The following is a 22,007-nucleotide window of genomic DNA, read 5'->3' as shown; positions in this document are numbered from 1 at the left end:
ACAACAACTTCGACGATGCACTTTGAGGACTACGACAATGATTATCTACGGTGTGGCATTGCTGGCGATCTGTACGCTAGCGGGTGTGATTATCGGCGACATGCTCGGCGTGTTGCTGGGGGTGAAATCCAATGTCGGCGGAGTCGGCATCGCCATGATCCTGCTGATCTGCGCCCGTTTGTGGATGCACAGGCACGGCGGCATGACCAAGGATTGCGAGATGGGCGTGGGTTTCTGGGGCGCCATGTACATTCCGGTGGTGGTGGCCATGGCCGCCCAGCAGAACGTGGTGACGGCGCTGCACGGCGGGCCGGTGGCGGTGCTGGCGGCCATCGGTTCGGTGGTGCTCTGCGGATGCACCATCGCCCTTATCAGCCGCACCCACAAGGGCGAGCCACTGCCGGCCGAGCCGCTGGAGCCGGGTGTGAAAGCCGCACCGGCAGGAGGGCGCTGAGATGTGGGATCTGATCGAGAAAGGCCTGGAGCACAACGGTCTGGTCACCGCCTTCGCCTTCGTCGGAGTGATCATGTGGGTCTCGGTGCTGCTGTCCAAGCGCCTGACGTTCGGCCGGGTACACGGATCGGCCATTGCCATTGTCATCGGCCTGGTCCTGGCCTGGGTTGGCGGCACCCTGACCGGTGGTCAGAAGGGCCTGGCGGACCTGGCCCTGTTTTCCGGCATCGGCCTGATGGGGGGCGCCATGCTGCGGGACTTCGCCATCGTCGCCACGGCCTTTGAAGTACAGGCCACCGAGGCGCGCAAGGCCGGGATGATCGGTGCCGTGGCGCTGCTGCTGGGTACGGTACTGCCGTTCATTGTCGGCGCGAGCATCGCCTGGGCCTTCGGCTATCGCGATGCGGTGAGCATGACCACCATTGGTGCCGGCGCGGTGACTTATATCGTCGGCCCGGTGACCGGCGCAGCCATTGGTGCCAGCTCCGACGTGGTGGCCCTGTCGATTGCCACGGGCCTGATCAAGGCGATCCTGGTGATGGTGGGTACGCCCATGGCCGCGCGCTGGATGGGCCTGGACAATCCGCGTTCGGCGATGGTCTTCGGTGGCCTGGCCGGCACCGTCAGCGGCGTGACCGCGGGGCTGGCAGCCACGGACCGGCGGCTGGTGCCCTACGGCGCCCTGACCGCCACCTTCCACACCGGGCTGGGCTGCCTGCTGGGGCCATCGCTGCTGTTCTTCATCGTCCGCGGCCTGGTGGGCTAACCCCTGCAGGAGCCGGCTTGCCGGCGAAGAGGCCCGTGAGGCATGCGCTGTTCTTGCGCACGCCTTCGCTGGCAAGCCAGCTCCTACAAAAGGCCGGGCCGGCCGGCTTCTAGGGGGTTTGGCGGTTGGCGTACATCCGGCATTCGGCCAGCAGCGCCAACAGGTTCGGGTCGCGCTCCTTGGCCTTGAGAAACACCACGCCGATATGCTGCTGCAGGCGGTAGCGCGCCTGCAGCGGTATCAGTTTCACGCGGTTCTCATACACCGCCGCGATCCTCCCCGGCAGCAACGCATAACCGACCCCGGAGCTGACCATGCTCAGCAGGGTGAAGATGTCGTTGACCTGCATCGCCACCTTGGGTTCGAACCCCGCCTGCTTGAACACTCGCACCCCGTCCTGATGGGTGGCAAAGCCCTGGGTCAGGGTGATGAAGGTGGCGTCGCGCACGTCGGCCAGGTCCACTTCGCTCTGCTGGGCAAAGGGCGAATCGGCGGGGGTGGCGAGAAAAATGTCATCGGAAAACAACGGCAGTTGCTCGCAGTCCGGGTCATGGGCGCTGTCGTCCAGGGAAATCAGGATGGCGTCCACTTCCATGTTCTTGAGCTTGTACAGCAGGTCGATGTTGGAGCCCAGGATCAGGTCGATGTTCAGCTCGCTGCGGCGCAGCTTGAGGCCCATGATCAACTGCGGCACGGTTTTCACCGTCAGCGAGTAAAGTGCGCCGAGCTTGAAGCGTTCTGCTGAAAAGCCCGCCGCTTCGCGGGTCAGGCGCACGCTCTCGACCACGTCCTGCACCAGCTTCTGTGCCCGTTCCTCCAGGACGAAGGCGCTTTCCAGGGGCGTCAGGTTGCGCCCTTCATGCTTGAACAGCGGGCAGCGCAGGGCATTTTCCAGGGAGTGGATGGCCCGGTGCACGCTGACATTGCTGGTCTGCAACTCGGCGGCGGCGCGGGCCAGGTTGCCGGTGCGCATGAAGGCCAGAAACACTTCGAGCTTTTTCAGGGTCAACTCTTCGTCGATGAGCATGGTCCGGACTCTGCTGAGGAGGGGCTGATGATGCCCGATCGGTCAGGACGTGGCCGCTGGTATTTTCTCGGCCGCGCCCCAATAGACATATTGCGCTTTCAAGCTGCAGGCCTGAGCCTTGCGTGTTTTTTCAATGTTTCAAGGGTGAGCGACTGATGTATCACGGAGAAAGATTCAACGCCTGGACCCACCTGCTGGGGGCAATCGCGGCGTTTATCGGCGGCATCTGGCTGGTGGTGCTGGCCAGCCTGGATGGCAGCCCGTGGAAGATCGTCAGCGTGGCGATCTATTCCTTCACCTTGCTGGTGCTCTACAGCGTGTCCACGGTCTATCACAGCGTGCGCGGACGGGCGAAGAACATCATGCAGAAGGTTGATCATTTTTCGATCTACCTGCTGATTGCCGGCAGTTACACGCCGTTCTGCCTGGTGACCCTGCGCGGGCCCTGGGGCTGGACCCTGTTCGGCATCGTCTGGGGGCTGGCGCTGATCGGCATCCTCCAGGAGATCAAGCCGCGCTCGGAGGCGCGGATTCTCTCCATCGTGATCTACGCGGTGATGGGCTGGATCGTCCTGGTGGCGGTCAAGCCGCTGCTGGCGGCCCTGGGGCCAGCCGGCTTCGCCTGGCTGGCCACGGGCGGGGTGCTGTACACCGTGGGCATCATCTTCTTTGCCCTCGACAGCCGCCTGCGCCATGCCCACGGCATCTGGCACCTGTTCGTGATCGCCGGCAGCCTGCTGCATTTCGTCGCGATCCTGTTCTACGTCCTGTAGGGGCCGGCTGGCCGGCGCAGCGGGCCCTCTGGATTTGCACCGTGCTGGCGGACGTTTTCGCTGGCAAGCCAGCTCCTACAAGGGGCGGTCGAGCTGGGCCCGGGCCTGGCGGGCGAAGATTTCCAGCAGGCTGGCCAGGGTGTGGGGCGGCGGTTCTGCGGCGCGGGTCACGGCGTACAGGGTGATCGGCAGCGGCGGGCTCAAGGGGCGGATAGCGGTGTTGGCCGTTGAGGCGCCCAGGGCGGTGAAGGGGTCGATCAGAGCCAGCCCGGCGCCGGACTCGACCATGGCCCGGGCCAGGGAATAGGTCTGCACGGCAATGCTCACCCGCGGCGGTGGCTCCACCGACTTGAGGTAGCTGTCGAGCCGGGCCGACAACGGGTCGGCGCTGCTCAGGCCAATCAGTGGCGCGTCCGCCAGCTCCTGCAGCGCCAGGGGCTGGCCGCGGCTGTGCTCGGGCCAGAAGCCCAGCGGCGCCAGGGCCACCAGCACACCCTGGGCCAGGGGTTGGGCGCTCAGGCCCGGGTGATCCGGGGGTTGCAGGGTCAGCGCCAGGTCGATTTCGCGCATCAGCAGGTTCTGTACCAGCTCGCGGCTATGGGCGCTGGACAGTTCGCATAGGCTGTCCGGGTAAAGGCGGATCCATTCACTGATGGCGGGCGGCAGCAAGGCCAGGGCCAGGGCCGGTGTGGCGCCGATGCGCAGGCTGTGGCCCGGCGCCCGGCGCAGGTTCTGGGCCAGGCGGCGTACCCCTTGCAGGCTCTCGCTGACCTTGTCCACTTCGCGCTCCAGCTCCAGGGCTTCCGGGGTTGGCTGCAACTTGCCACGCACCCGCAGGAACAACGGGAAACCCAACTGCAGTTCGGCGTGCTGCAAAACCTTGGTCACCGCCGGCTGGGAGACATGCAGCAACTGCGCCGCGCCGCTGATGGAGCCGGTCTGGCGGATGGCCTGGAAAATCTCGATATGACGAAGGCGCATGGGACAGTCCATAACCTTTGTTTATGGGAGGTCCATCTTTATTCATTGTCCGGCGCCTGTCACCTGCCCCTAACCTTGGGCCATCGACCAACAGGCCAGGGGCAGTCATGAGTCAGCGGGTTTGCATCATTGGAGGGGGCGTTATCGGTTTGGCCAGTGCCTACGCCCTGGTCCGCCAGGGCTTCGAGGTGACGCTGGTGGAGGCGCAGGAGTCCCTGGGCAGCCAGACCAGTTTCGCCAACGGCGGGCAGCTGTCCTATCGCTATGTGGCGCCTCTGGCTGATGCCGGGGTGCCCTGGCAGGCCCTGGGCTGGATGCTCAAGGGCGACTCTCCGCTCAAGCTGCGGCCACGCCTGGACGCGGCGCAGTGGCGCTGGCTGGCGGGGTTCCTCGGTGCTTGCCGGCACTCGGTGAACCGGCGCAATGGCGCGCACCTGCTGCGCCTGGCGCTGCTCAGCCAGAGCACCCTGCAAAGCTGGCGCGAAGAGGATGGCCTACAGGGCTTCGACTGGCGGCGCAACGGCAAGCTGGTGACTTTCCGCGAGCAAAAAAGCTTCGAGCACGCCCGGCACAACCTGGCGGACAGCGGCCAGCAACAGGTGCTTTGCGCCGCCGAATGCACGGCCCTGGAACCGGCCCTGGGGGATACGCCCTTCGTCGGCGGTATCTATACCCCGGATGAAGAAGTGGCCGACTGCCACGCCTTCTGCCAGCAACTGGCCACGCGGCTGCGCGCTTCCGGGCGCTGCGAAATCCTACTGGGCCAGCGGGTGCGGGGCATTCGCCATGGGGGAGATAAGGTCCAGGCCATCGACCTGGGGGAGCGCGTGTTGCCGGTGGACCAACTGGTGCTGGCTGCCGGGCACCGCAGCGCCGAACTGCGCCTGCCCGGGCTCCAGCTGCCGCTGTATCCGCTCAAGGGCTACAGCCTCAGCGTGCCCATCGGCCCGCAGCACCGGGCGCCGGGCATCAGCATCACCGACTACAACCGCAAGATCGTCTATGCGCGTATCGGCCAGCAACTGCGGGTGGCGGCCATGGTCGACATCGTCGGCTTCGACCCGTCCCCGGACCCGGCTCGGCTGGCCTTGATGCGGCGTCAGGCCGAGCAGACCTTCGCCGCCGCCGGTGATTATGCGGCAGCCATCGAATGGGCCGGTATGCGTCCCGCCACTCCCAGCGGCGTGCCGCTGATCGGAGCCACCGCCTATCGCAATCTGTGGCTCAACCTTGGCCACGGCGCGCTGGGATTTACCCTGGCCTGCGGCAGTGGCCAGTTGCTTGGCGAACTGATCGGCCAGCGTTCCACCAGCATCGACATGCAGGGCCTGGCGCCCCGCGTCGCCTGAATGTTCAACAGGAGTCTTCAGATGAGTATCCAGCGTATCCACAGCAACAATCGCCTCAGCGGCGCCGTCACCTTTGCCGAACTGGTGTTCCTTTCCGGCCAGGTGCCGGGCTCTAGCAGCGACATCGGCGGTCAGACCCGGGAGGTCCTGGAGAAGATCGACGCCTTGCTGGTCGAAGCCGGCAGTGACAAGGATCATCTGCTCAGCGCAACGCTCTACCTCAAGGACATCCAGGCGGACTTCGCGGCCATGAACGTGGTCTGGTCGGCCTGGCTGTCTCCGGGCCAGGCACCGGCTCGCACTACCTTGCAGGCGGCCCTGGCACGTCCGGAGATCCTCATCGAAATCAGCGTCATCGCTGTTCGCCGCTGAATCACTTCTACCCACAACGGAGAATAACAATGCATAAGATCACGTTGCTCGGCTGCACCCTGGGACTGTTGTTCAGCGCCATTTCCCACGCCAGCGAAGTGCCCCTGGACGGCACCCTGGCCAAGATCGCCAATAGCTCCACCATTACCTTGGGTTATCGCGATGCATCGGTGCCGTTCTCCTATGTTGGCGACAACAGTGGCCAGCCCATGGGGTATTCGGTGGAACTGGCGGGCAAGGTGGTGGAGCGCATCCAGCAACAGTTGCACCTGCCCAAACTCGCAGTGAAGTACAACCTGGTGACCTCCCAGACGCGCATTCCCCTGGTGCAGAACGGCACCGTGGACCTGGAGTGCGGTTCCACCGGGGTGACGGCCGAGCGGCAGAAGCAGGTGGCGTTTTCCTATGGCTTCATCTACGTCAAAGGCCAGTTGCTGACCGCCAAGGACAGCGGGATCAAGAGCTTCGCCGACCTGCGGGGCAAGAACGTGGTGACCACGGCGGGGACCACCAACGAGCGTTTTCTCAAGAGCTACAACGTCGAGCACAAGATCGACATGTTCGTGATCAGCGCCAAGGACCACGGCGAGGCATTCCAGATGCTGCAGTCGGGGCGTGCGGCGGCGTTCTACATGGACGATGCGTTGCTGTACGGCGAGCGGGCCAAGGCCCGGGATCCGCACAACTGGGTGGTGGTGGGGGAAGAACAGTCGCGGGAGATCTACAGCTGCATGGTGCGCAAGGATGACCCGCAGTTCCTGGCCCTGGTCAATGGCGCCCTGGCGGACCTGTACCGCTCCGGGGAGATCAACGGCATTTACCAGCGCTGGTTCCAGCAGCCGATTCCGCCCAAGGGCCTGAACCTGGAATTCCCCATGACCAGTGAACTCAAAGCGATCATCGCCCAGCCCACCAGCGATCCGGTGCAATAGCCACCAAGGAAGGGTTAGAAGTCACCCCACAGTTGCTGGGCCACGGCCAGGGCCACCACGGGAGCGGTTTCGGTACGCAGCACCCGCGGCCCCAGGCGCGCGGGGAGGAAACCGGCGCTGTGGGACAGCTCCACTTCGGCGTCTGTCAGGCCGCCTTCAGGGCCAATGAGGAACGCCAGGCTGGCAGGCTTGGCGTGGCTTTCCAGGGGCTGGGCCACGGGGTGCAGCACCAGCTTCAGGTCGGCCCGGGCCTGCTTGATCCAGTCCGCCAGCAGCACGGGTGGGTGGATCACCGGGACCTGCGAGCGGCCGCACTGTTCGCAGGCGCTGATGGCCACCTGGCGCCAGTGCAGCAGGCGCTTATCGGCGCGCTCGTCCTTGAGCCGCACTTCGCAGCGCTCGCTGAAGATCGGGGTGATTTCGCTGACCCCCAGTTCGGTGGCCTTCTGGATCGCCCAGTCCATGCGCTCGCCTCGGGACAGGCCCTGGCCCAGGTGAATCCGCAGCGGTGATTCTTCCTGGCCGGCGAAGCTTTCATTCAGCTGGACCCGAACCCGCTTCTTGCCCACTTCCACCAGAGCCCCGCGAAACTCGGTGCCCGAGCCATCGAACACCTGCAGGGCAGCACCTTCGGCCATGCGCAGTACGCGCCCGATGTAGTGTGCCTGGGCTTCCGGCAACTCGTGTTCGCCTAGGCTCAGGGTGGCGTCGATAAAGAAGCGGGACAATCTCATCTGGGTTCTCTGTTGAATGTGAATCGGTGGAAAGCGTTCTGTGGCGAGGGAGCAAGCTCCCTCGCCACAACTAACGACCTGTTCTAGCCCGGATCGCGAAAGCCGGGGTGGAAGTCCTTGGGCACCGCCACGCTGACCTGGTCGCGGGTGGCGATATCGATGCCTTCACTGGCGACTTCGGCGAGGAAGTCGATCTGTTCCGGGGTGATCACGTACGGCGGCAGGAAATACACCACGCTGCCCAGGGGACGCAACAGGGCGCCGCGTTCCAGGGCGTGCTGGAAGACTTTCAGGCCGCGGCGTTCCTGCCAGGGGTAGGCGGTCTTGCTGGCCTTGTCCTGGACCATCTCGATGGCCAGGACCATGCCGGTCTGGCGTACTTCGGCAACGTGGGGGTGGTCCACCAGGTGCGCGGTGGCGCTGGCCATGCGCCGGGCAAGCGCGTGGTTGTTCTCCACCACCTTGTCCTGCTCGAAGATATCCAGGGTCGCCAGGGCCGCGGCACAGGCCAGCGGGTTACCGGTGTAGCTGTGGGAGTGGAGGAAGGCGCGCAGGGTCGGGTAGTCGTCGTAGAAGGCGCTGTAGACCTCATCGGTGGTCATGCACGCGGCCAGGGGCAGGTAGCCGCCGGTCAGGGCCTTGGACAGGCACAGGAAATCCGGGCGGATGCCGGCCTGCTCGCAGGCGAACATCGTGCCGGTGCGGCCGAAACCCACGGCGATCTCGTCATGGATCAGGTGCACGCCATAGCGGTCGCAGGCTTCGCGCAGCAGCTTGAGGTACACCGGGTGATACATGCGCATGCCGCCGGCGCCCTGGATCAGCGGCTCGACTATGACCGCGGCCACTGTTTCGTGGTGCTCGGCCAGGGTCTGCTCCATGGCGGCGAACATGTTCCGCGAGTGTTCTTCCCAGCTCATGCCTTCGGGCCGCAGGTAGCAGTCCGGGCTCGGCACCTTGAGGGTGTCCAGCAGCAGGGCCTTGTAAGTCTCGGTGAACAGCGGTACGTCGCCCACCGACATGGCGGCGATGGTCTCGCCGTGGTAGCTGTTGCTCAGGGTGACGAAGCGCTTCTTGTTCGGTTGGCCGCGGTTGATCCAGTAGTGAAAGCTCATCTTCATCGCCACTTCGATGCATGACGAACCGTTGTCGGCGTAGAAGCAGCGTGTCAGGCCTTCGGGGGTGATCTTGACCAGGCGCTCGGACAACTCGATCACCGGCTGGTGGCTGAAGCCGGCGAGGATCACGTGTTCCAGCTGGTCCACCTGGTCCTTGATACGCTGGTTGATGCGCGGGTTGGCGTGGCCGAACACATTGACCCACCAGGAGCTGACCGCATCCAGGTAGCGTTTGCCTTCGAAGTCTTCCAGCCAGACGCCTTCGCCTCGCTTGATGGGGATCAACGGCAGCTGTTCGTGGTCTTTCATCTGGGTGCAGGGATGCCACAGCACCGCAAGATCGCGTTGCATCCACTGGTTATTCAGGCCCATGTACAGTCTCCTGGAAGCGGCCCGCCAACGGCGCGGGCGAACAATCGGGCAAGCCTATGCAATGCATGGCCGCGGGACAACCTATTGTGCAAGACGCGCCACGGCGTGATGCGTCAGGTGCAAAGACGCCGCCTGCAAGACCCAGGGCACGGCACGAGGGAGCAAGAAGGCTGGCTTGGCGTGAGGCTTAATCTTTTCTTAACGCGCTCGGTCCAGACTACTGATCGTATTTCTCGATATTTCAAAGCAAAAAATTCCGCTTTAATTCGATAGGTAAATCGCTAGTCTTGATCTGCGTTTCTTACAGGATGCAACTGATGCAGTTACGTAATTCTTCTTCTCGCTATGGTTGGGTCAGCATTGTTCTGCACTGGGGCGTGGCCCTGGCGGTGTTTGGTCTGTTCGCCCTGGGCCTGTGGATGGTCGGCCTCGACTACTACAGCACCTGGCGCAAAGACGCGCCGGACCTGCACAAGAGTATCGGCCTGACACTGTTTGCAATCATGCTGCTGCGGGTGTTGTGGCGGTGGGTCAGCCCACCGCCGCCGGCCCCGGCCAACCATGGGCCGCTGACCCGCCTGGGGGCCAAGCTGGGGCACGCGTTCCTCTACCTCGGCCTGTTCGCGGTCATGATTGCCGGTTACCTGATCTCCACCGCCGACGGCGTGGGTATCCCGGTGTTCGGCTTGTTTGAAGTTCCTGCCCTGATCTCCGGACTACCGGACCAGGCAGATGTAGCAGGTGTGGTGCATCTGTACCTGGCCTGGGCACTGGTGATCTTTGCCGGTATCCATGGCCTGGCTGCGCTGAAGCACCACTTTATCGATCGTGATGCGACCCTTACCCGTATGCTGGGTCGCAAAGCCTGATGTTCAACCTTGACTCAAAAGGAATAGAAAGCATGTTGAAAAAGACTCTCGCCGCTCTGGCAATCGGATCTGCTGTATTGGCGGCCGGTCAAGTGATGGCAGCGGACTACGTGATCGACAAGGAAGGCCAGCACGCCTTCGTCGACTTCAAGATCAGCCACCTGGGCTACAGCTTCATCACCGGTACCTTCAAGGACCTGGACGGCAAGTTCAGCTTTGACGCGGCCAAGCCGGAAGACGCCAAGATCGAAGTCAACGTGCGCACCGCCAGCGTGTTCACCAACCACGCTGAACGTGACAAGCACATCACCAGCAAGGACTTCCTGGACGCCGGCAAGTTTGCCGACGCCAAGTTCGTCTCCACCAGCGTCAAGCCCACCGGCAAGAACGCCGACGGCAAGCTGACCGCTGACGTGGCCGGCGACCTGACCCTGCATGGCGTGACCAAGCCAGTCGTGGTCAAGGCCACCTTCCTGGGTGAAGGCAAGGACCCATGGGGCGGCTACCGTGCCGGCTTCGAAGGTACCACCAGCATCAATCGCCAGGATTTCGGCAAGATGATGGACCTGGGCCCGGCCTCCAACAATGTTGACCTGTACATCAGCTTCGAAGGCGTGAAAGCGAAGTAATGCTTCGTCTGTAGCCGCTGCCGCAGGCTGCGACAAGGCCCGCAGGGCCTTCGCGATCTCCCCCGCACAGCCCTTATAGGACTGGTCGCAACCTGCGAAGGCAAAAAAACGCCCCCGGCCACAAACCGGGGGCGTTTTTTATTGCCCGTCATGAAACACGGTGAGCCGGTCAGATCCTCGCGCCGGGTTCCCCCTCGTTCGCAACCTGCGGCAGCGGCTACAGAAACGCCCTCGACCAGCCACCATAAAAAACGCCCCGGGCCTTGCGGCCAGGGGCGTTTTTCATTTCAGCGCGAGGCTCAGCGGTTGCGGGTCAGCAGCGCCGGCTTTTCGCCCCGTGGACGGCTTGGCAACTGATCCAGCTGCTCAGGCGTCGGGAAACGATCGGCCTTGGATTCCTTGTGCATGATCTTCGGCTGGTTGCCCCGAGGATTCTGCACGGCCGGTTCCTGGCGTGGCTGATCGTCACGATTCGGGCGGCGATTGCGCGGCTCGTCGCGACGGCCCTGGCTGTCACGAGGGGCGCCGTTGCGCGGGCCGCCACTGCGCTTGGCCGGCGCGGTGCCGGTGGTGCTGCCGTTGCTGTTGCGCGGGTTGCCGGAACGACCCTGGCCACCACCGGCACCGCCGCGTGGCGGATTGCCAGCGCCCGCACCCTGGGCCGGAGCCCCTGGGCGGCGGCCGCGGCCCTGGTTGTTCTTGTTCTGGTACGGGCTGACGTAATCAGCGCGGTTACCGAAGTTGTCCACGTCGTCGTCGAGGAACTCGTCCGGTGCGCGATCGGCACGGGGCGTCGGTTGACGCTGTTCGCGGGCCGGGGTGCCTTCACGAGGCTTCTGCTCGCGGGCCGGGCGTTCGCCACGGGCGGGTTTTTCCTTGCCACCCTTGTCCTTGCCCTTGTCCTTGCGACCGCCACCACCGCCACCGCCGTTCGGGCCATCGCCGCGTGGGCCACGGGGATTGCGCGGGTTGCGCACATCCGGACGCTCGCGCACTTCCGGCTTCTCGGCTTCCACTGCGCTGGCATCGAAGCCCATCAGGTCACCGTCGGCGATCTTCTGCTTGGTCATGCGCTCGATGCTTTTCAGCAGTTTCTCTTCGTCCGGAGCCACCAGGGAGATGGCTTCGCCGGAGCGACCGGCACGGCCGGTACGGCCAATACGGTGCACGTAGTCTTCGTCGACGTTAGGCAGCTCGAAGTTGACCACGTGAGGCAGTTGGTCGATATCCAGGCCGCGGGCGGCGATATCGGTGGCGACCAGGATCCGCACTTCGCCGGCCTTGAAGTCGGCCAGCGCTTTGGTACGGGCGTTCTGGCTCTTGTTGCCGTGGATCGCCACAGCGCTCAGGCCGTGCTTGTCCAGGTACTCGGCCAGGCGGTTGGCGCCGTGCTTGGTCCGGGTGAACACCAGGACCTGTTCCCAGGCGCCGGCGGTGATCAGGTGCGCCAGCAGGGCACGCTTGTGGCTGGCCGGCAGGCGGAAGACCCGCTGCTCGATACGCTCCACCGTGGTGTTCGGCGGGGTCACTTCGATGCGCTCGGGGTTGTGCAGCAGCTTGCCGGCCAGGTCCGTGATGTCCTTGGAGAAGGTCGCGGAGAACAGCAGGTTCTGGCGCTTGGCCGGCAGGCGGGCGAGGACTTTCTTGACGTCATGGACGAAGCCCATGTCGAGCATGCGGTCGGCTTCGTCGAGAACCAGGATTTCCACGTGGGACAGGTCGACGCTGCCCTGGCCAGCCAGGTCCAGCAGACGGCCGGGGCACGCCACCAGCACATCGACGCCACGGGCCATGGCCTGGACCTGCGGGTTCATGCCGACGCCGCCGAAGATGCAGGCGCTGACGAACTTCAGGTCGCGGGCGTACAGCTTGAAGCTGTCATGCACTTGCGCGGCCAGCTCGCGAGTGGGGGTCAGGACCAGTACGCGGGGTTGGCGCGGGCCATGACGCTGGGATTTGTCCGGATGACCGTTGGGAAACAACCGTTCCAGGATCGGAAGGGCGAAACCGCCGGTTTTACCAGTACCTGTCTGTGCCGCGACCATCAGATCGCGACCTTGCAACACGGCGGGAATGGCCCGCTGTTGCACCGGAGTAGGCTGGGTGTAGCCGGCGGCTTCGATGGCGCCGACTAAAGCCTCGGAGAGACCGAGGGAAGCAAAGGACATGAGTAATCCTGTTTTAGTGAGGGCTTGGCCCAAAGGGATAATCTTGCCGGGCGTGAATGGCGTTTAAGAGGACGCAATCCCGTCCGGTCCTGCTGGCCTGAAGGGTCATTCACCGGCGGCTCGCGCGGGCCGGTTGGCTGCGCTGTAGCGGGGTGGAGAGGCCTTGAACAGGGTCCAGCGTCCGGGCGTGAGCCTGGCGGGAGGCCGGAGTATAACAGAGCAATCAGTGTGCGCTGCTTTCCTGCTGCTCAACGGTTTTTTCTGACTCGCGGGTTGATGAAGACCTGACCGGCGGCAGAGCAGGTTCAGCACCGTACTTGGCGCTCAGTTGGGCGTAGGCCGGTTCGCGCTTGAAGCGCTTCAGTTCGGCGCCGAAGCGCTGTACCAGCAGGTCCATGCCGGCATTGCGGCGCACGGCCAGGTATTGGCTCTGGCGGCTGATGACAGTGGGGTTCTGGCTGACCTGGTCACGCAGCCCCAGGCTGTCCAGCAGGTGCTGGCCGACCCGTTTGTCGGTAATCAGCAGGTCGATCCGCCCCAGCAGCAGCTTGCCGAAATTGGCTTCGTGGGTGGGGGCCGGTTCGCGGTTGAACAGGGTCGAGTTGCTGAAATCGTCGCTGTACAGATAGCCGGGGGAAGTGCCGATGGTCAGGCCCTTGAGTTCGTTCAGGCGCTTGAACGGGTATGGGCGCTGGTTGGCATAGAACATCACGAACTCCACGTCCGAGAGCGGTTCGTTGGGGTAGAGCAGGGTGCCGTCGCGCTGGTCGCTGTGGAAGATGTCCAGGGCGCCATCGGCCTGGCCGGTTTCCAGCATCGCCAGGCAGCGTTTCCAGGGCAGGAACTGCCACTGCACCTCTATGCCCAGGCGCTGGAAGACAATGGCGGTGGTTTCGTAGTCCAGGCCCTTGGCCGTGCCATTTTCCTCATAGACATAGGGTGCCCAGGGTTCGGTGACAATGCGCAGCTTCTCGCCATGGGCGGCAAGGCTCAGGCAAGTGCAGAGAAGGGCGGTCAGCAACCGGGCTATGACGGACATTGCTGGAGATTACGACGAGAGATCATGCAATTGCTAGAGGCAGTTCCGGACGCTCTAGCTCAAGGCTGCTGCAAACAAAAAGGCCCCGGTTTTCACCAGGGCCCGGAGCTTGGGTTGCAGCCTGTCAGCGTGGCAGCTGGAGGTTGTTCCAGATCGCCAGGCTCGGGTCGGCCTGGTTCAAGGTATAGAAGTGCAGCCCGGGTGCGCCGCCCTGGAGCAGGCGTTCGCACATGTCACTGATTACCTGTTCACCGAAGGCCTGGATGCTGGCGCTGTCATCGCCATAGGCTTCCAGCTGCTTGCGGATCCAGCGCGGAATCTCTGCGCCGCAGGCGTCGGAGAAGCGCGCCAGCTTGCTGTAGTTGGTGATGGGCATGATGCCCGGCACGATCGGGATGTTCACGCCCATCTTGCGCACGCGCTCGACGAAGTAGAAGTAGCTGTCGGCGTTGAAGAAGTATTGGGTGATCGCACTGTCGGCACCGGCATTGGCCTTGCGCACGAAGTTGACCAGGTCTTCCTCGAAGTTGCGCGCTTGCGGGTGCATTTCCGGGTAGGCGGCGACTTCGATATGGAAGTGGCTGCCGGTTTCCTCGCGGATGAAGCTCACCAGGTCATTGGCGTAGCGCAGTTCACCGCTGGCCATGCCCATGCCCGAAGGCAGGTCGCCACGCAGGGCGACAATGCGCTTGATGCCGGCTGCCTGGTACTGCTGCAGCAGGCCGCGCAGGTCGTCCTTGCTGTCGCCGACGCAGGACAGGTGCGGCGCCGCAGGGACTTTAACTTCGCTCTCCAGTTGCAGCACGGTGTTGACTGTGCGATCACGGGTCGAGCCGCCGGCACCGTAGGTGCAGGAGAAGAAATCGGGGTTGTAGCCGGCCAGCTGACGGGCAGTGGCGAGCAGTTTTTCATGCCCAGCATCGGTCTTGGTGGGGAAGAACTCGAAGCTGTAGCGACGATCTTGGGACATGGAGGGGACCTCCAGTTGCAAGTAACAGGCGGCAAGCGCCAAGAAAAAGCGGAGGTGCGCTGGTTTCTTGTGCCTGCAGCCTGCTGCTTGAAACTGCTATAGCGATTAGGACAAGCACCAGGTCAGTTGCAGCAAGCAGAGCTTTTGGCTCCTTGCTTGCCGCTGATAACTTGCCGCCTGCAGCTGCTCTTAGTAGCGGTAGGCGTCTGGCTTGAACGGGCCTTCGACGGTTACGCCGATGTATTCAGCCTGTTGCTTGGTCAGTTGAGTGACCACGCCGCCGAAGCCGCGAACCATTTCCAGGGCCACTTCTTCGTCGAGTTTCTTCGGCAGTACTTCAACAGTCAGGCGCTCGGCTTTCTGGGCCGGCGACAGGTCGGCGTACTTCTGGCCGAACAGGAAGATCTGTGCCAGGACCTGGTTGGCGAACGAACCGTCCATGATGCGGCTTGGGTGACCGGTGGCGTTGCCCAGGTTCACCAGGCGGCCTTCGGCCAGCAGGATCAGGTAGTCGTCGTTCTGTGCATCGAAATCGCCAGGGCCGGTGCGGTGGATCTTGTGCACCTGTGGCTTCACTTCTTCCCATGCCCAGTTCTTGCGCATGAAAGCGGTGTCGATTTCGTTGTCGAAGTGGCCGATGTTGCAGACCACGGCACGCTTTTTCAGGGCCTTGAGCATGTTTGCGTCGCAAACATTGACGTTACCGGTGGTGGTCACGATCAGGTCGATCTTGCCCAGCAGGGCTTTGTCGATGCTGGCTTCGGTGCCGTGGTTGATACCGTCGATGAACGGCGAAACCAGCTCGAAACCGTCCATGCAGGCTTGCATGGCACAGATCGGGTCCACTTCCGAAACCTTGACGATCATACCTTCCTGACGCAGGGACTGGGCCGAGCCCTTGCCCACGTCACCGTAGCCGATGACCAGCGCTTGCTTGCCGGACAGCAGGTGGTCGGTGCCGCGCTTGATAGCGTCGTTCAGGCTGTGACGGCAGCCGTACTTGTTGTCGTTCTTGCTCTTGGTCACCGAGTCGTTGACGTTGATCGCAGGAACCTTCAGCTCGCCCTTGGCCAGCATGTCCAGCAGGCGGTGCACGCCGGTGGTGGTTTCTTCGGTCACGCCGTGAACGCGGTCCAGTACCTGTGGGTACTTGTCGTGCAGCAGCTGGGTCAGGTCGCCGCCGTCGTCGAGGATCATGTTGGCGTCCCAAGGCTTGCCATCCTTGAGGATGGTCTGCTCCAGGCACCACTCGTACTCTTCTTCGGTCTCGCCTTTCCAGGCGAACACAGGAATGCCGGCAGCGGCGATGGAGGCTGCGGCCTGGTCTTGAGTCGAGAAAATGTTGCAGGACGACCAGCGTACTTCGGCACCCAGGGCAACCAGGGTTTCGATCAGCACGGCGGTCTGGATGGTCATGTGGATGCAGCCGAGGATCTTGGCGCCCTTGAGTGGCTGTTCAGCCAGGTACTTGCGGCGCAGACCCATCAGGGCCGGCATTTCCGATTCGGCGATGATGGTTTCGCGACGACCCCAGGCAGCCAGGGAGATGTCGGCGACTTTGTAGTCGGTAAAACCTGCAGGCGTGTTTACAGCGCTCATCAAGAGCCTCCATTCGTAGTGTGCGAATGGGCGCCGTTGTGCGTTTAGTGTCCATACAGGGAGCCCTGTACCAACAACGCCCCATCCGAGCCTGACAGGCCATGCCTGCTGCAGCGCCCCTCGGACAGGTGGCGGGAAAACGGTATCAAGTGCAGATGACCGTTTTGAAACGGTGGCGATTATAGCCGCCTGAGCCAGACTTCCAAAAGTGTTTATGTCACCTGGATGAAGATCGTTAATCGCGACCATAGTCGATGTTGCATAGAGCATGACTGCCCGGTCTGCCATTATGCCGGGCATCAATTGGCAGGACGGTCAGGAGTGCATATGAATTTCCACACCCGCAAGTGGGTAAAACCCGAAGACCTCAACCCCAACGGCACGCTGTTCGGCGGCAGCCTGTTGCGCTGGATCGACGAAGAAGCGGCGATCTACGCCATTGTCCAGCTGGGCAACCAGCGAGTCGTGACCAAGTACATCTCGGAAATCAACTTCGTCAGCGCCTCGCGCCAGGGCGACATCATCGAGCTGGGTATCACCGCCACCGAGTTCGGTCGTACCTCGATCACCCTGACGTGCGAAGTGCGCAACAAGATCACTCGCAAATCCATTCTCACGGTGGAGAAGATGGTCTTCGTCAACCTGGGGGAAGACGGCCTGCCGGCGCCTCACGGCCGCACCGAAATCAAATACGTCAAAGACCAGTTCAAGGATGACGCTTGCGACGCCTGATGCCTTGCGTAGAAAGGAACAGCCCTGAGCCCAGCGTGTCGTAGCTAAATGACCCGCCTGGTTCAGGAGCCTTATGGACGCGCAAAAAGATGGCAAGACCCCCGGTCTCTCTGCTCAAGAGCAGCATGAGGTCGACCATAACCAGCCGCCCCGAGCGGCGGTCCTGCATGAAATCATCCGCACCCAGGGCGACCAGGAACTGGAGCGCAGTGTCGCGGCCCTCTGGTGGTCGGCCCTGGCTGCCGGCCTGACCATGGGCCTGTCGCTGATGGGCATGGGCCTGCTCAACTCCCGCCTGCCCGACGGCGAGGCCTTCAAGGTCATTGCCAGCTTTGGCTACTGCGCGGGCTTTCTGGCGGTGATTCTGGCGCGCCAGCAACTGTTCACGGAAAACACCCTGACTGCCGTGCTGCCGGTGATGAGCAAGCCGAGCCTGAACAACTTCGGGCGCTTGCTGCGCTTGTGGGGCGTGGTGCTGGTGGGCAACCTGTGCGGCACCCTGCTGGTGGCCTATGTGATGCTGCACTTACCGATTTTCGACGGCAAGACCGATCAGGCTTTTCTGGAAATCGGCCGCAAGGTCATGGAGAACGACAGAGCGCAGATGTTCGCCAAGGGCATCATCTCCGGCTGGATGATTGCCACCATGGTCTGGATGATCCCGTCCATGGAGAGCGCCAAGCTGTGGATCATCATCCTGATCACCTACCTGATGGCGCTGGGGGATTTCACTCACATCGTGGTGGGCTCGGCGGAAGTGTCCTACCTGGTATTTGCCGGCGAGTTGCCGTGGCGGGATTTCTGGATGGTGTTCGCCGGGCCGACCCTGGCCGGGAATATCATTGGAGGCAGTTTCATCTTCGCCCTGATCAGCCATGCCCAGGTGCGTAGTGAAAGTGGCAAGCCGAACAGGAACGCGGACCGGGCACCGGCGCCCGATCCGCGGCAGATCAAGAAATGATCAGTGGGCCTCGGCCTTGGCCGCCGGGGCATCCTGGGTGACATGGCGCACCAGTTTGCCGATGGTCAGACCCTGCAGCAGGATCGACGACAACACCACGATGTAGGTGATGCTCAGCACCAGGTCACGCTCCGGCCCCAGGGGCAGGGCCAGCGCCAGCGCCACCGAGACGCCACCGCGCAAGCCGCCCCAGGTCAGCACGCGGATAGTGCCCCGGGGCACGCTGCGCCAGCGCCGCAACAGGAGGATTGCCGGAGCCACGGTGAGCACGCGAGAGAGCACGATGGCCACGGCCAGCAGGCTGGCAGCCGCCAGGTGCAGCCAGTTGAATGGCAGCAGCAACAGCTCCAGGCCGATCAGGGCGAACAGCAGGGCATTGAGCATGTCGTCGAGCAACTCCCAGAAACCGTCCAGGTAGCGCCGGGTCATGTCGTTCATCGCCAGGTTGCGTCCCAGGTTGCCGATGATCAGGCCGGCCACCACCATGGCAATCGGCGCCGAGACATGCAGCTCGCTGGCCATCGCCGAACCACCGATGACTAGGGCCAGGGTCAGCATCACTTCGATCTGGTGCTGCTCGATGCTCTTGATCATCAGATACACCAGGTAGCCGATCAGCCCGCCGAACAGTACGCCGCCAATGGCCTCATGCACGAACAGCCAGGCCGTGGCAGCCACGGTCGGGGTTTCCCCCAGTTGAGCGATGCCCAGCAGCACGGTGAACACCACTACCGCGGTGCCGTCGTTGAACAGCGATTCGCCGACGATGGTGGTTTTCAGCGGCTTGGAAGCGTTGGCGGTACGCAGCACACCCAGCACGGCAATCGGGTCGGTGGGGGAAATCAGCGCGCCGAACAGCAGGCAGTAGAGAAAGCTCACGTGCCAGCCGAACAGGCCGAAGATCCAGTAGGCCAGGCTGCCGATGACGAAGGTGGCGATCAGCACGCCGACCGTGGCCAGCAGGCCGATGGGCCAGCGGTAGCTGCGCAGGTCGTTGAGGTTGACGTGCAGGGCGCCGGCGAACAGCAGGAACGACAGCATCCAGTTCATCAGCAGATCGCCGAAGTCGATCTTGCCAATCAATTCTTCCACATGTTCTTCCAGGCCGGGGTAGCCCAGGTAGCTCAGGCCTTGCAGCAGCAGCGAGAACAGCAGGGCGGTGACCATCACGCCGATGGTCGGTGGCAAGCCGATAAAGCGGAAGTTGACGTAGGTGAGCAGCGTCGTCAGGCAGATAAAGGCAGCGACAAGTTCAAGCATCCGGACTCCTTTGGATGATTACAGAAAAAGCGACCTGAATGCTTTCAGGCTAAGGGTTTGATGTACCGGCGTCGGCGAGGGACACAGTTTTCGCCATCGTCGCCTGACCGCAGCCATTGACCACAGCCTCGACCCGACGTTGCAGGCACTTGGGGAAAAGTACCTCGAACATGCCCATGTTGCCGAATTGGCTGCTGGCACTGCCAAATGCGCCGGTAGCCCGTGCAAGCAGGGCCGCAGGCATGCGAGGATTCCCGGCTTCTGCCCGGATGTGCGGTATCCGGCTTTTTCAGGCAACCAGGGAGTGCAAGGTGCTGGCGACAAGTCTGGTTTTGGTGGCGGCGTTGTTGCACGCAGCCTGGAACACCCTGATCAAGTTCAGTGGCGAGCGCTTGCTGGTGGTGGCCTGCATGGACACCGTGGCCCTGCTGTTCGTGGCCATCATGCTGTTTTTTCTCGAATCCCCACCACTGGAGATCTGGCCCTGGATCATCGCCTCGGCGGCATTCGAGCTCTTGTATCGATATCTGCTGATCCAGGCCTATCGCGTGGGGGATCTCGGGCTGGTGTACCCGTTGATGCGCGGACTTTCGCCATTGGTGGTGCTGGCGTTGACCCTGGTCTTCGCCGGCGAGGCGCTGAGCACTCAGCAGGTCCTAGGCATTCTGCTGATTCCCTTCGGCATGCTCTGCCTGCTCTGGCAGGGCGGCGGCGGGGCACGGTTGCCCTGGTCGATGCTGCCGGTGGTGGCGCTGATCGGCCTGTGCATCGGTTGCTACACCTATATTGACGGCCAGGCGCTGCGCCGCTGGTCGCACCCGCTGGATTATCTGACCTGGGTCACGCTGCTCAGCGCCTGGCCCTTTCCGCTGGTGGCGGTGGTCTGGAAGCGCCCGGCCTTTGCCCTGTTCTGGCGCGAGCAGTGGCGCCTGGGGCTGAGCGTCGGGTTTTGCGTGTTGTTCAGCTACGCTCTGGTGCTTTGGGCCATGCAACTGGGATCGATCGCCGAAGCGGCTGCGTTGCGTGAAATCAGTGTGATCCTGGTGGTGCTGTTCGGCATGCGCTACCTGAAAGAACCTTTCGGCCGGCCACGGCTCTTAGCCTGTGGACTGGTGCTGATTGGCATGTTGGTGATGAAGTTCTGAAGGCTCCCTAAAAACTCTAAAAAAGGATTTGCTCCATGACTGTCGCTTTCTGGTGTGTGTTGATTGCAATCATCCTGCCCTATCTCTGTACTGCCATCGCCAAGGGCGCCGGCAAATACGGGCTTCGCTACAACCATGACCCACGGGCGTTCCTGAGTACTCTGGAGGGTTTGCCCAAGCGTGCCCACAACGCGCAGCTCAACGGTTTCGAGGTGACCCCGGCATTCGCTGCGGCGGTGATCATCGCCCATGTAGCAGGTAACGCCGAGCTGGTGACGATCAACGTGCTGGCGGTGCTGTTTATCACCAGCCGCCTGCTGTACATGATCTGCTACCTGGCGGACTGGGCGATCCTGCGGTCCCTGGTGTGGTTCGTGGGCATGGGCCTGATCGCCAGTTTCTTCTTCGTTTCAGTCTGAGACACCCTTTTGCAGGAGCCGGCAAGCCGGCTCCTGCAGGGGCTCAAGGGGCGTCGGGCACTTCCGGCACCTTGGGCAGCGCTACGCCCTTGGGCCAGAGCATCCAGATCTGGCCCTGCTGCTTCATGTCTCCGGCCAGTTGCCCCGCGGCATCGCCCGTGCCCCAGAACAGATCGGCGCGCACCTCACCGGTGATTGCGCCGCCCGTGTCCTGGGCGGCTACCGGCCGTACCAGGCTGCTGCCATCCGGGCGGGTGGTGGACAACCACAGCAGGCTGCCCAGGGGGATCACCTTGCGGTCCACGGCCACGCTATAGCCTGACGTCAGCGGTACGTTCAACGAGCCCCGCGGGCCTTCATTGCTATCCGGGTTGCGGTTGAAGAACACGTAGCTGGGGTTGCTGCCCAGCAGCTCGGGAATCCGTGCCGGGTGGGCCTTGGCCCAGGCGGCAATGGTGCCCATGGTCACGTCCTCTTTCTTCAGCTCGCCCTGGTCCACCAGCCAGCGGCCGATGGGACGGTAGGGGTGGCCGTTCTGGTCGGCATAGCCGATCCGCAATTGGCGCCCGTCATCCAGCTGGATTCGCCCGGACCCCTGGATCTGCAGGAATTGCAGGTCCATGGGGTCGGTCAGCCAGGCAATCACCGGGGCCTTGGTTCCCTTGCTTTCGATGGTCGCCGCATCGTCATAGGGCTTGAGTACCCGGCCTTCGAGCCGGCCACGCAGGCGCTTGCCCTTGAGCTCCGGGTAGAGGCTGTCCAGGGCGACGATGATCATGTCCTCCGGCACGCCGTATACCGGCACATTGGCCACCTGGGTCTGGGTCAGGCTGCCGGGATAGACCGGTTCGTAGTAGCCGGTGATCAGGCCGGTACTGCTGCCGTTGCCCGAGCGCAGGCCGTAGACCTGCAGGTGCTCCTTGAGAAAGCCGCGGATGGCCTCGGGGGTTTGCGGCACCGTCGCGGCTGCGGCGCAGGTGGCGCCCCACACCGGGTCGGCCTTGAGGCGGGTGCAGGCGCTGCGCCAGGAGCCGAAACCGGCCAGCAGGTCGTTGTCGGCGACGTTGGGCAGGGCGTCCCAGGTGGCGCTGTTGTAGGTGGCCAGGGCGTGGGTGGGGGCTGGCTTGGTATTGTCGCCGCCGTTGCAGCCAGCGAGCAGCGCCAGGGCCGGCAGGGCCCAGAGCAGATGGCGAGGCCAGCGGAGCGGGCTCGGGTTCATGCTGTATTTCCTTGAGAGGCTGCCCGCCGCATTGGTGATGGGGGACAACCCATATTATTAATAGGGCTATTGGTCTTTGCCGGGGAGGCGAGGATACTGGCCGCCGTTTCCGTGACCAG

The 22,007-nt window shown here is 63.2% G+C and carries 23 protein-coding genes and 1 riboswitch; of the genes, 12 read left to right on the top strand and 11 right to left on the bottom strand.

All coding sequences use genetic code 11. The annotated features are described in order from the left end of the window. Positions 1 to 37: 37 nt before the first annotated feature. Entirely contained in the window at positions 38 to 454 is a 417-nt protein-coding gene (gene madL, locus PFLCHA0_RS28760) for a malonate transporter subunit MadL (protein ID WP_015637351.1), read from the top strand. 1 nt (position 455) lies between these two features. Continuing rightward, positions 456 to 1,220 (top strand): malonate transporter subunit MadM, encoded by a 765-nt coding sequence (gene madM, locus PFLCHA0_RS28755; RefSeq protein WP_011063986.1) that lies wholly within the window; start codon positions 456 to 458, stop codon positions 1,218 to 1,220. Between the two features lie 109 nt (positions 1,221 to 1,329). On the opposite strand, the gene PFLCHA0_RS28750 is transcribed toward madM, so the two are convergent. Continuing rightward, on the bottom strand, positions 1,330 to 2,247 hold the full coding sequence (locus PFLCHA0_RS28750; RefSeq protein WP_015637350.1) for a LysR family transcriptional regulator: 918 nt from the start codon (positions 2,245 to 2,247) through the stop codon (positions 1,330 to 1,332). Positions 2,248 to 2,402: 155 nt separating this feature from the next. Between PFLCHA0_RS28750 and trhA the strand changes: the two genes are divergently transcribed. Continuing rightward, a complete protein-coding gene (gene trhA / locus PFLCHA0_RS28745) occupies positions 2,403 to 3,020 on the top strand; it encodes a PAQR family membrane homeostasis protein TrhA (protein WP_011063984.1) in 618 nt (205 codons plus the stop codon). Between the two features lie 75 nt (positions 3,021 to 3,095). On the opposite strand, the gene PFLCHA0_RS28740 is transcribed toward trhA, so the two are convergent. Next, complete coding sequence (locus PFLCHA0_RS28740) at positions 3,096 to 4,001, bottom strand: LysR family transcriptional regulator (protein ID WP_041120225.1); 906 nt, start codon at positions 3,999 to 4,001, stop codon at positions 3,096 to 3,098. 107 nt (positions 4,002 to 4,108) lie between these two features. Here PFLCHA0_RS28740 and PFLCHA0_RS28735 point away from each other — a divergent pair, with 107 nt between their 5' ends. From PFLCHA0_RS28735 to PFLCHA0_RS28725, 3 genes are read left to right on the top strand one after another with little or no spacing between them, the layout of a single operon-like run. After that, positions 4,109 to 5,350: a D-amino acid dehydrogenase gene (locus PFLCHA0_RS28735; protein ID WP_015637348.1), complete on the top strand. Its 1,242-nt coding sequence runs from the start codon at positions 4,109 to 4,111 to the stop codon at positions 5,348 to 5,350. Positions 5,351 to 5,371: 21 nt separating this feature from the next. Next, positions 5,372 to 5,722, top strand: coding sequence for a RidA family protein (locus tag PFLCHA0_RS28730; RefSeq protein ID WP_015637347.1), 351 nt, complete (start codon positions 5,372 to 5,374; stop codon positions 5,720 to 5,722). A 29-nt stretch (positions 5,723 to 5,751) separates the two neighbouring features. Continuing rightward, entirely contained in the window at positions 5,752 to 6,654 is a 903-nt protein-coding gene (locus PFLCHA0_RS28725) for a transporter substrate-binding domain-containing protein (RefSeq protein ID WP_015637346.1), read from the top strand. A gap of 14 nt (positions 6,655 to 6,668) precedes the next feature. Here PFLCHA0_RS28725 and PFLCHA0_RS28720 read toward each other — a convergent pair whose 3' ends face one another. Next, a complete protein-coding gene (locus PFLCHA0_RS28720) occupies positions 6,669 to 7,388 on the bottom strand; it encodes a 16S rRNA (uracil(1498)-N(3))-methyltransferase (protein WP_015637345.1) in 720 nt (239 codons plus the stop codon). Positions 7,389 to 7,471: 83 nt separating this feature from the next. Continuing rightward, positions 7,472 to 8,878 (bottom strand): adenosylmethionine--8-amino-7-oxononanoate transaminase, encoded by a 1,407-nt coding sequence (locus PFLCHA0_RS28715; protein WP_015637344.1) that lies wholly within the window; start codon positions 8,876 to 8,878, stop codon positions 7,472 to 7,474. 317 nt (positions 8,879 to 9,195) lie between these two features. Between PFLCHA0_RS28715 and PFLCHA0_RS28710 the strand changes: the two genes are divergently transcribed. Together PFLCHA0_RS28710 and PFLCHA0_RS28705 are read left to right on the top strand one after the other, a co-directional pair. After that, entirely contained in the window at positions 9,196 to 9,747 is a 552-nt protein-coding gene (locus PFLCHA0_RS28710) for a cytochrome b (protein WP_011063977.1), read from the top strand. Positions 9,748 to 9,779: 32 nt separating this feature from the next. Then, positions 9,780 to 10,376 carry a YceI family protein gene (locus tag PFLCHA0_RS28705; protein WP_011063976.1) on the top strand — a complete coding sequence of 199 codons (597 nt, stop codon included), beginning with the start codon at positions 9,780 to 9,782 and terminating at the stop codon, positions 10,374 to 10,376. 299 nt (positions 10,377 to 10,675) lie between these two features. On the opposite strand, the gene PFLCHA0_RS28700 is transcribed toward PFLCHA0_RS28705, so the two are convergent. From PFLCHA0_RS28700 to ahcY, 4 genes are all read right to left on the bottom strand, one after another. Further along, a complete protein-coding gene (locus PFLCHA0_RS28700) occupies positions 10,676 to 12,544 on the bottom strand; it encodes a DEAD/DEAH box helicase (RefSeq protein ID WP_011063975.1) in 1,869 nt (622 codons plus the stop codon). Between the two features lie 223 nt (positions 12,545 to 12,767). Further along, the gene (locus tag PFLCHA0_RS28695) at positions 12,768 to 13,583 is read right to left on the bottom strand and encodes a substrate-binding periplasmic protein (protein WP_015637342.1); all 816 of its coding nucleotides are present in this window, start codon (positions 13,581 to 13,583) and stop codon (positions 12,768 to 12,770) included. A 124-nt stretch (positions 13,584 to 13,707) separates the two neighbouring features. Next, positions 13,708 to 14,553: a methylenetetrahydrofolate reductase [NAD(P)H] gene (gene metF / locus PFLCHA0_RS28690; RefSeq protein ID WP_015637341.1), complete on the bottom strand. Its 846-nt coding sequence runs from the start codon at positions 14,551 to 14,553 to the stop codon at positions 13,708 to 13,710. A gap of 189 nt (positions 14,554 to 14,742) precedes the next feature. Beyond that, positions 14,743 to 16,152, bottom strand: a complete 1,410-nt coding sequence (ahcY, locus tag PFLCHA0_RS28685; protein ID WP_011063972.1) for an adenosylhomocysteinase — start codon at positions 16,150 to 16,152, stop codon at positions 14,743 to 14,745. Positions 16,153 to 16,173: 21 nt separating this feature from the next. Continuing rightward, a riboswitch (S-adenosyl-L-homocysteine riboswitch) is annotated at positions 16,174 to 16,280 on the bottom strand. A 199-nt stretch (positions 16,281 to 16,479) separates the two neighbouring features. Between ahcY and PFLCHA0_RS28680 the strand changes: the two genes are divergently transcribed. Both PFLCHA0_RS28680 and PFLCHA0_RS28675 read left to right on the top strand, forming a co-directional pair. Continuing rightward, the gene (locus PFLCHA0_RS28680; RefSeq protein WP_041120217.1) at positions 16,480 to 16,884 is read left to right on the top strand and encodes an acyl-CoA thioesterase; all 405 of its coding nucleotides are present in this window, start codon (positions 16,480 to 16,482) and stop codon (positions 16,882 to 16,884) included. A 73-nt stretch (positions 16,885 to 16,957) separates the two neighbouring features. Continuing rightward, positions 16,958 to 17,845, top strand: a complete 888-nt coding sequence (locus PFLCHA0_RS28675; protein ID WP_011063970.1) for a formate/nitrite transporter family protein — start codon at positions 16,958 to 16,960, stop codon at positions 17,843 to 17,845. Here the strand turns inward: PFLCHA0_RS28675 and PFLCHA0_RS28670 are convergent, their stop codons facing one another. Beyond that, a complete protein-coding gene (locus PFLCHA0_RS28670) occupies positions 17,846 to 19,105 on the bottom strand; it encodes a cation:proton antiporter (protein ID WP_011063969.1) in 1,260 nt (419 codons plus the stop codon). It abuts the gene before it with no gap. 49 nt (positions 19,106 to 19,154) lie between these two features. Further along, positions 19,155 to 19,349, bottom strand: coding sequence for a hypothetical protein (locus PFLCHA0_RS28665; RefSeq protein WP_015637339.1), 195 nt, complete (start codon positions 19,347 to 19,349; stop codon positions 19,155 to 19,157). 67 nt (positions 19,350 to 19,416) lie between these two features. Here PFLCHA0_RS28665 and PFLCHA0_RS28660 point away from each other — a divergent pair, with 67 nt between their 5' ends. After that, positions 19,417 to 20,250, top strand: coding sequence for an EamA family transporter (locus PFLCHA0_RS28660; protein ID WP_011063968.1), 834 nt, complete (start codon positions 19,417 to 19,419; stop codon positions 20,248 to 20,250). Positions 20,251 to 20,285: 35 nt separating this feature from the next. Then, complete coding sequence (locus tag PFLCHA0_RS28655) at positions 20,286 to 20,669, top strand: MAPEG family protein (protein WP_011063967.1); 384 nt, start codon at positions 20,286 to 20,288, stop codon at positions 20,667 to 20,669. Between the two features lie 43 nt (positions 20,670 to 20,712). Here the strand turns inward: PFLCHA0_RS28655 and mltA are convergent, their stop codons facing one another. Continuing rightward, positions 20,713 to 21,888 carry a murein transglycosylase A gene (gene mltA, locus PFLCHA0_RS28650; protein ID WP_015637337.1) on the bottom strand — a complete coding sequence of 392 codons (1,176 nt, stop codon included), beginning with the start codon at positions 21,886 to 21,888 and terminating at the stop codon, positions 20,713 to 20,715. Between the last annotated feature and the right edge of the window lie 119 nt (positions 21,889 to 22,007).

It is taken from the genome of Pseudomonas protegens CHA0 (genome assembly GCF_000397205.1).
Classification (GTDB): Bacteria; Pseudomonadota; Gammaproteobacteria; order Pseudomonadales; family Pseudomonadaceae; genus Aquipseudomonas; species Aquipseudomonas protegens.
The sequence above is the reverse complement of the archived record's forward strand: the minus strand, read 5'-3'. Positions and strand labels throughout refer to the sequence as shown.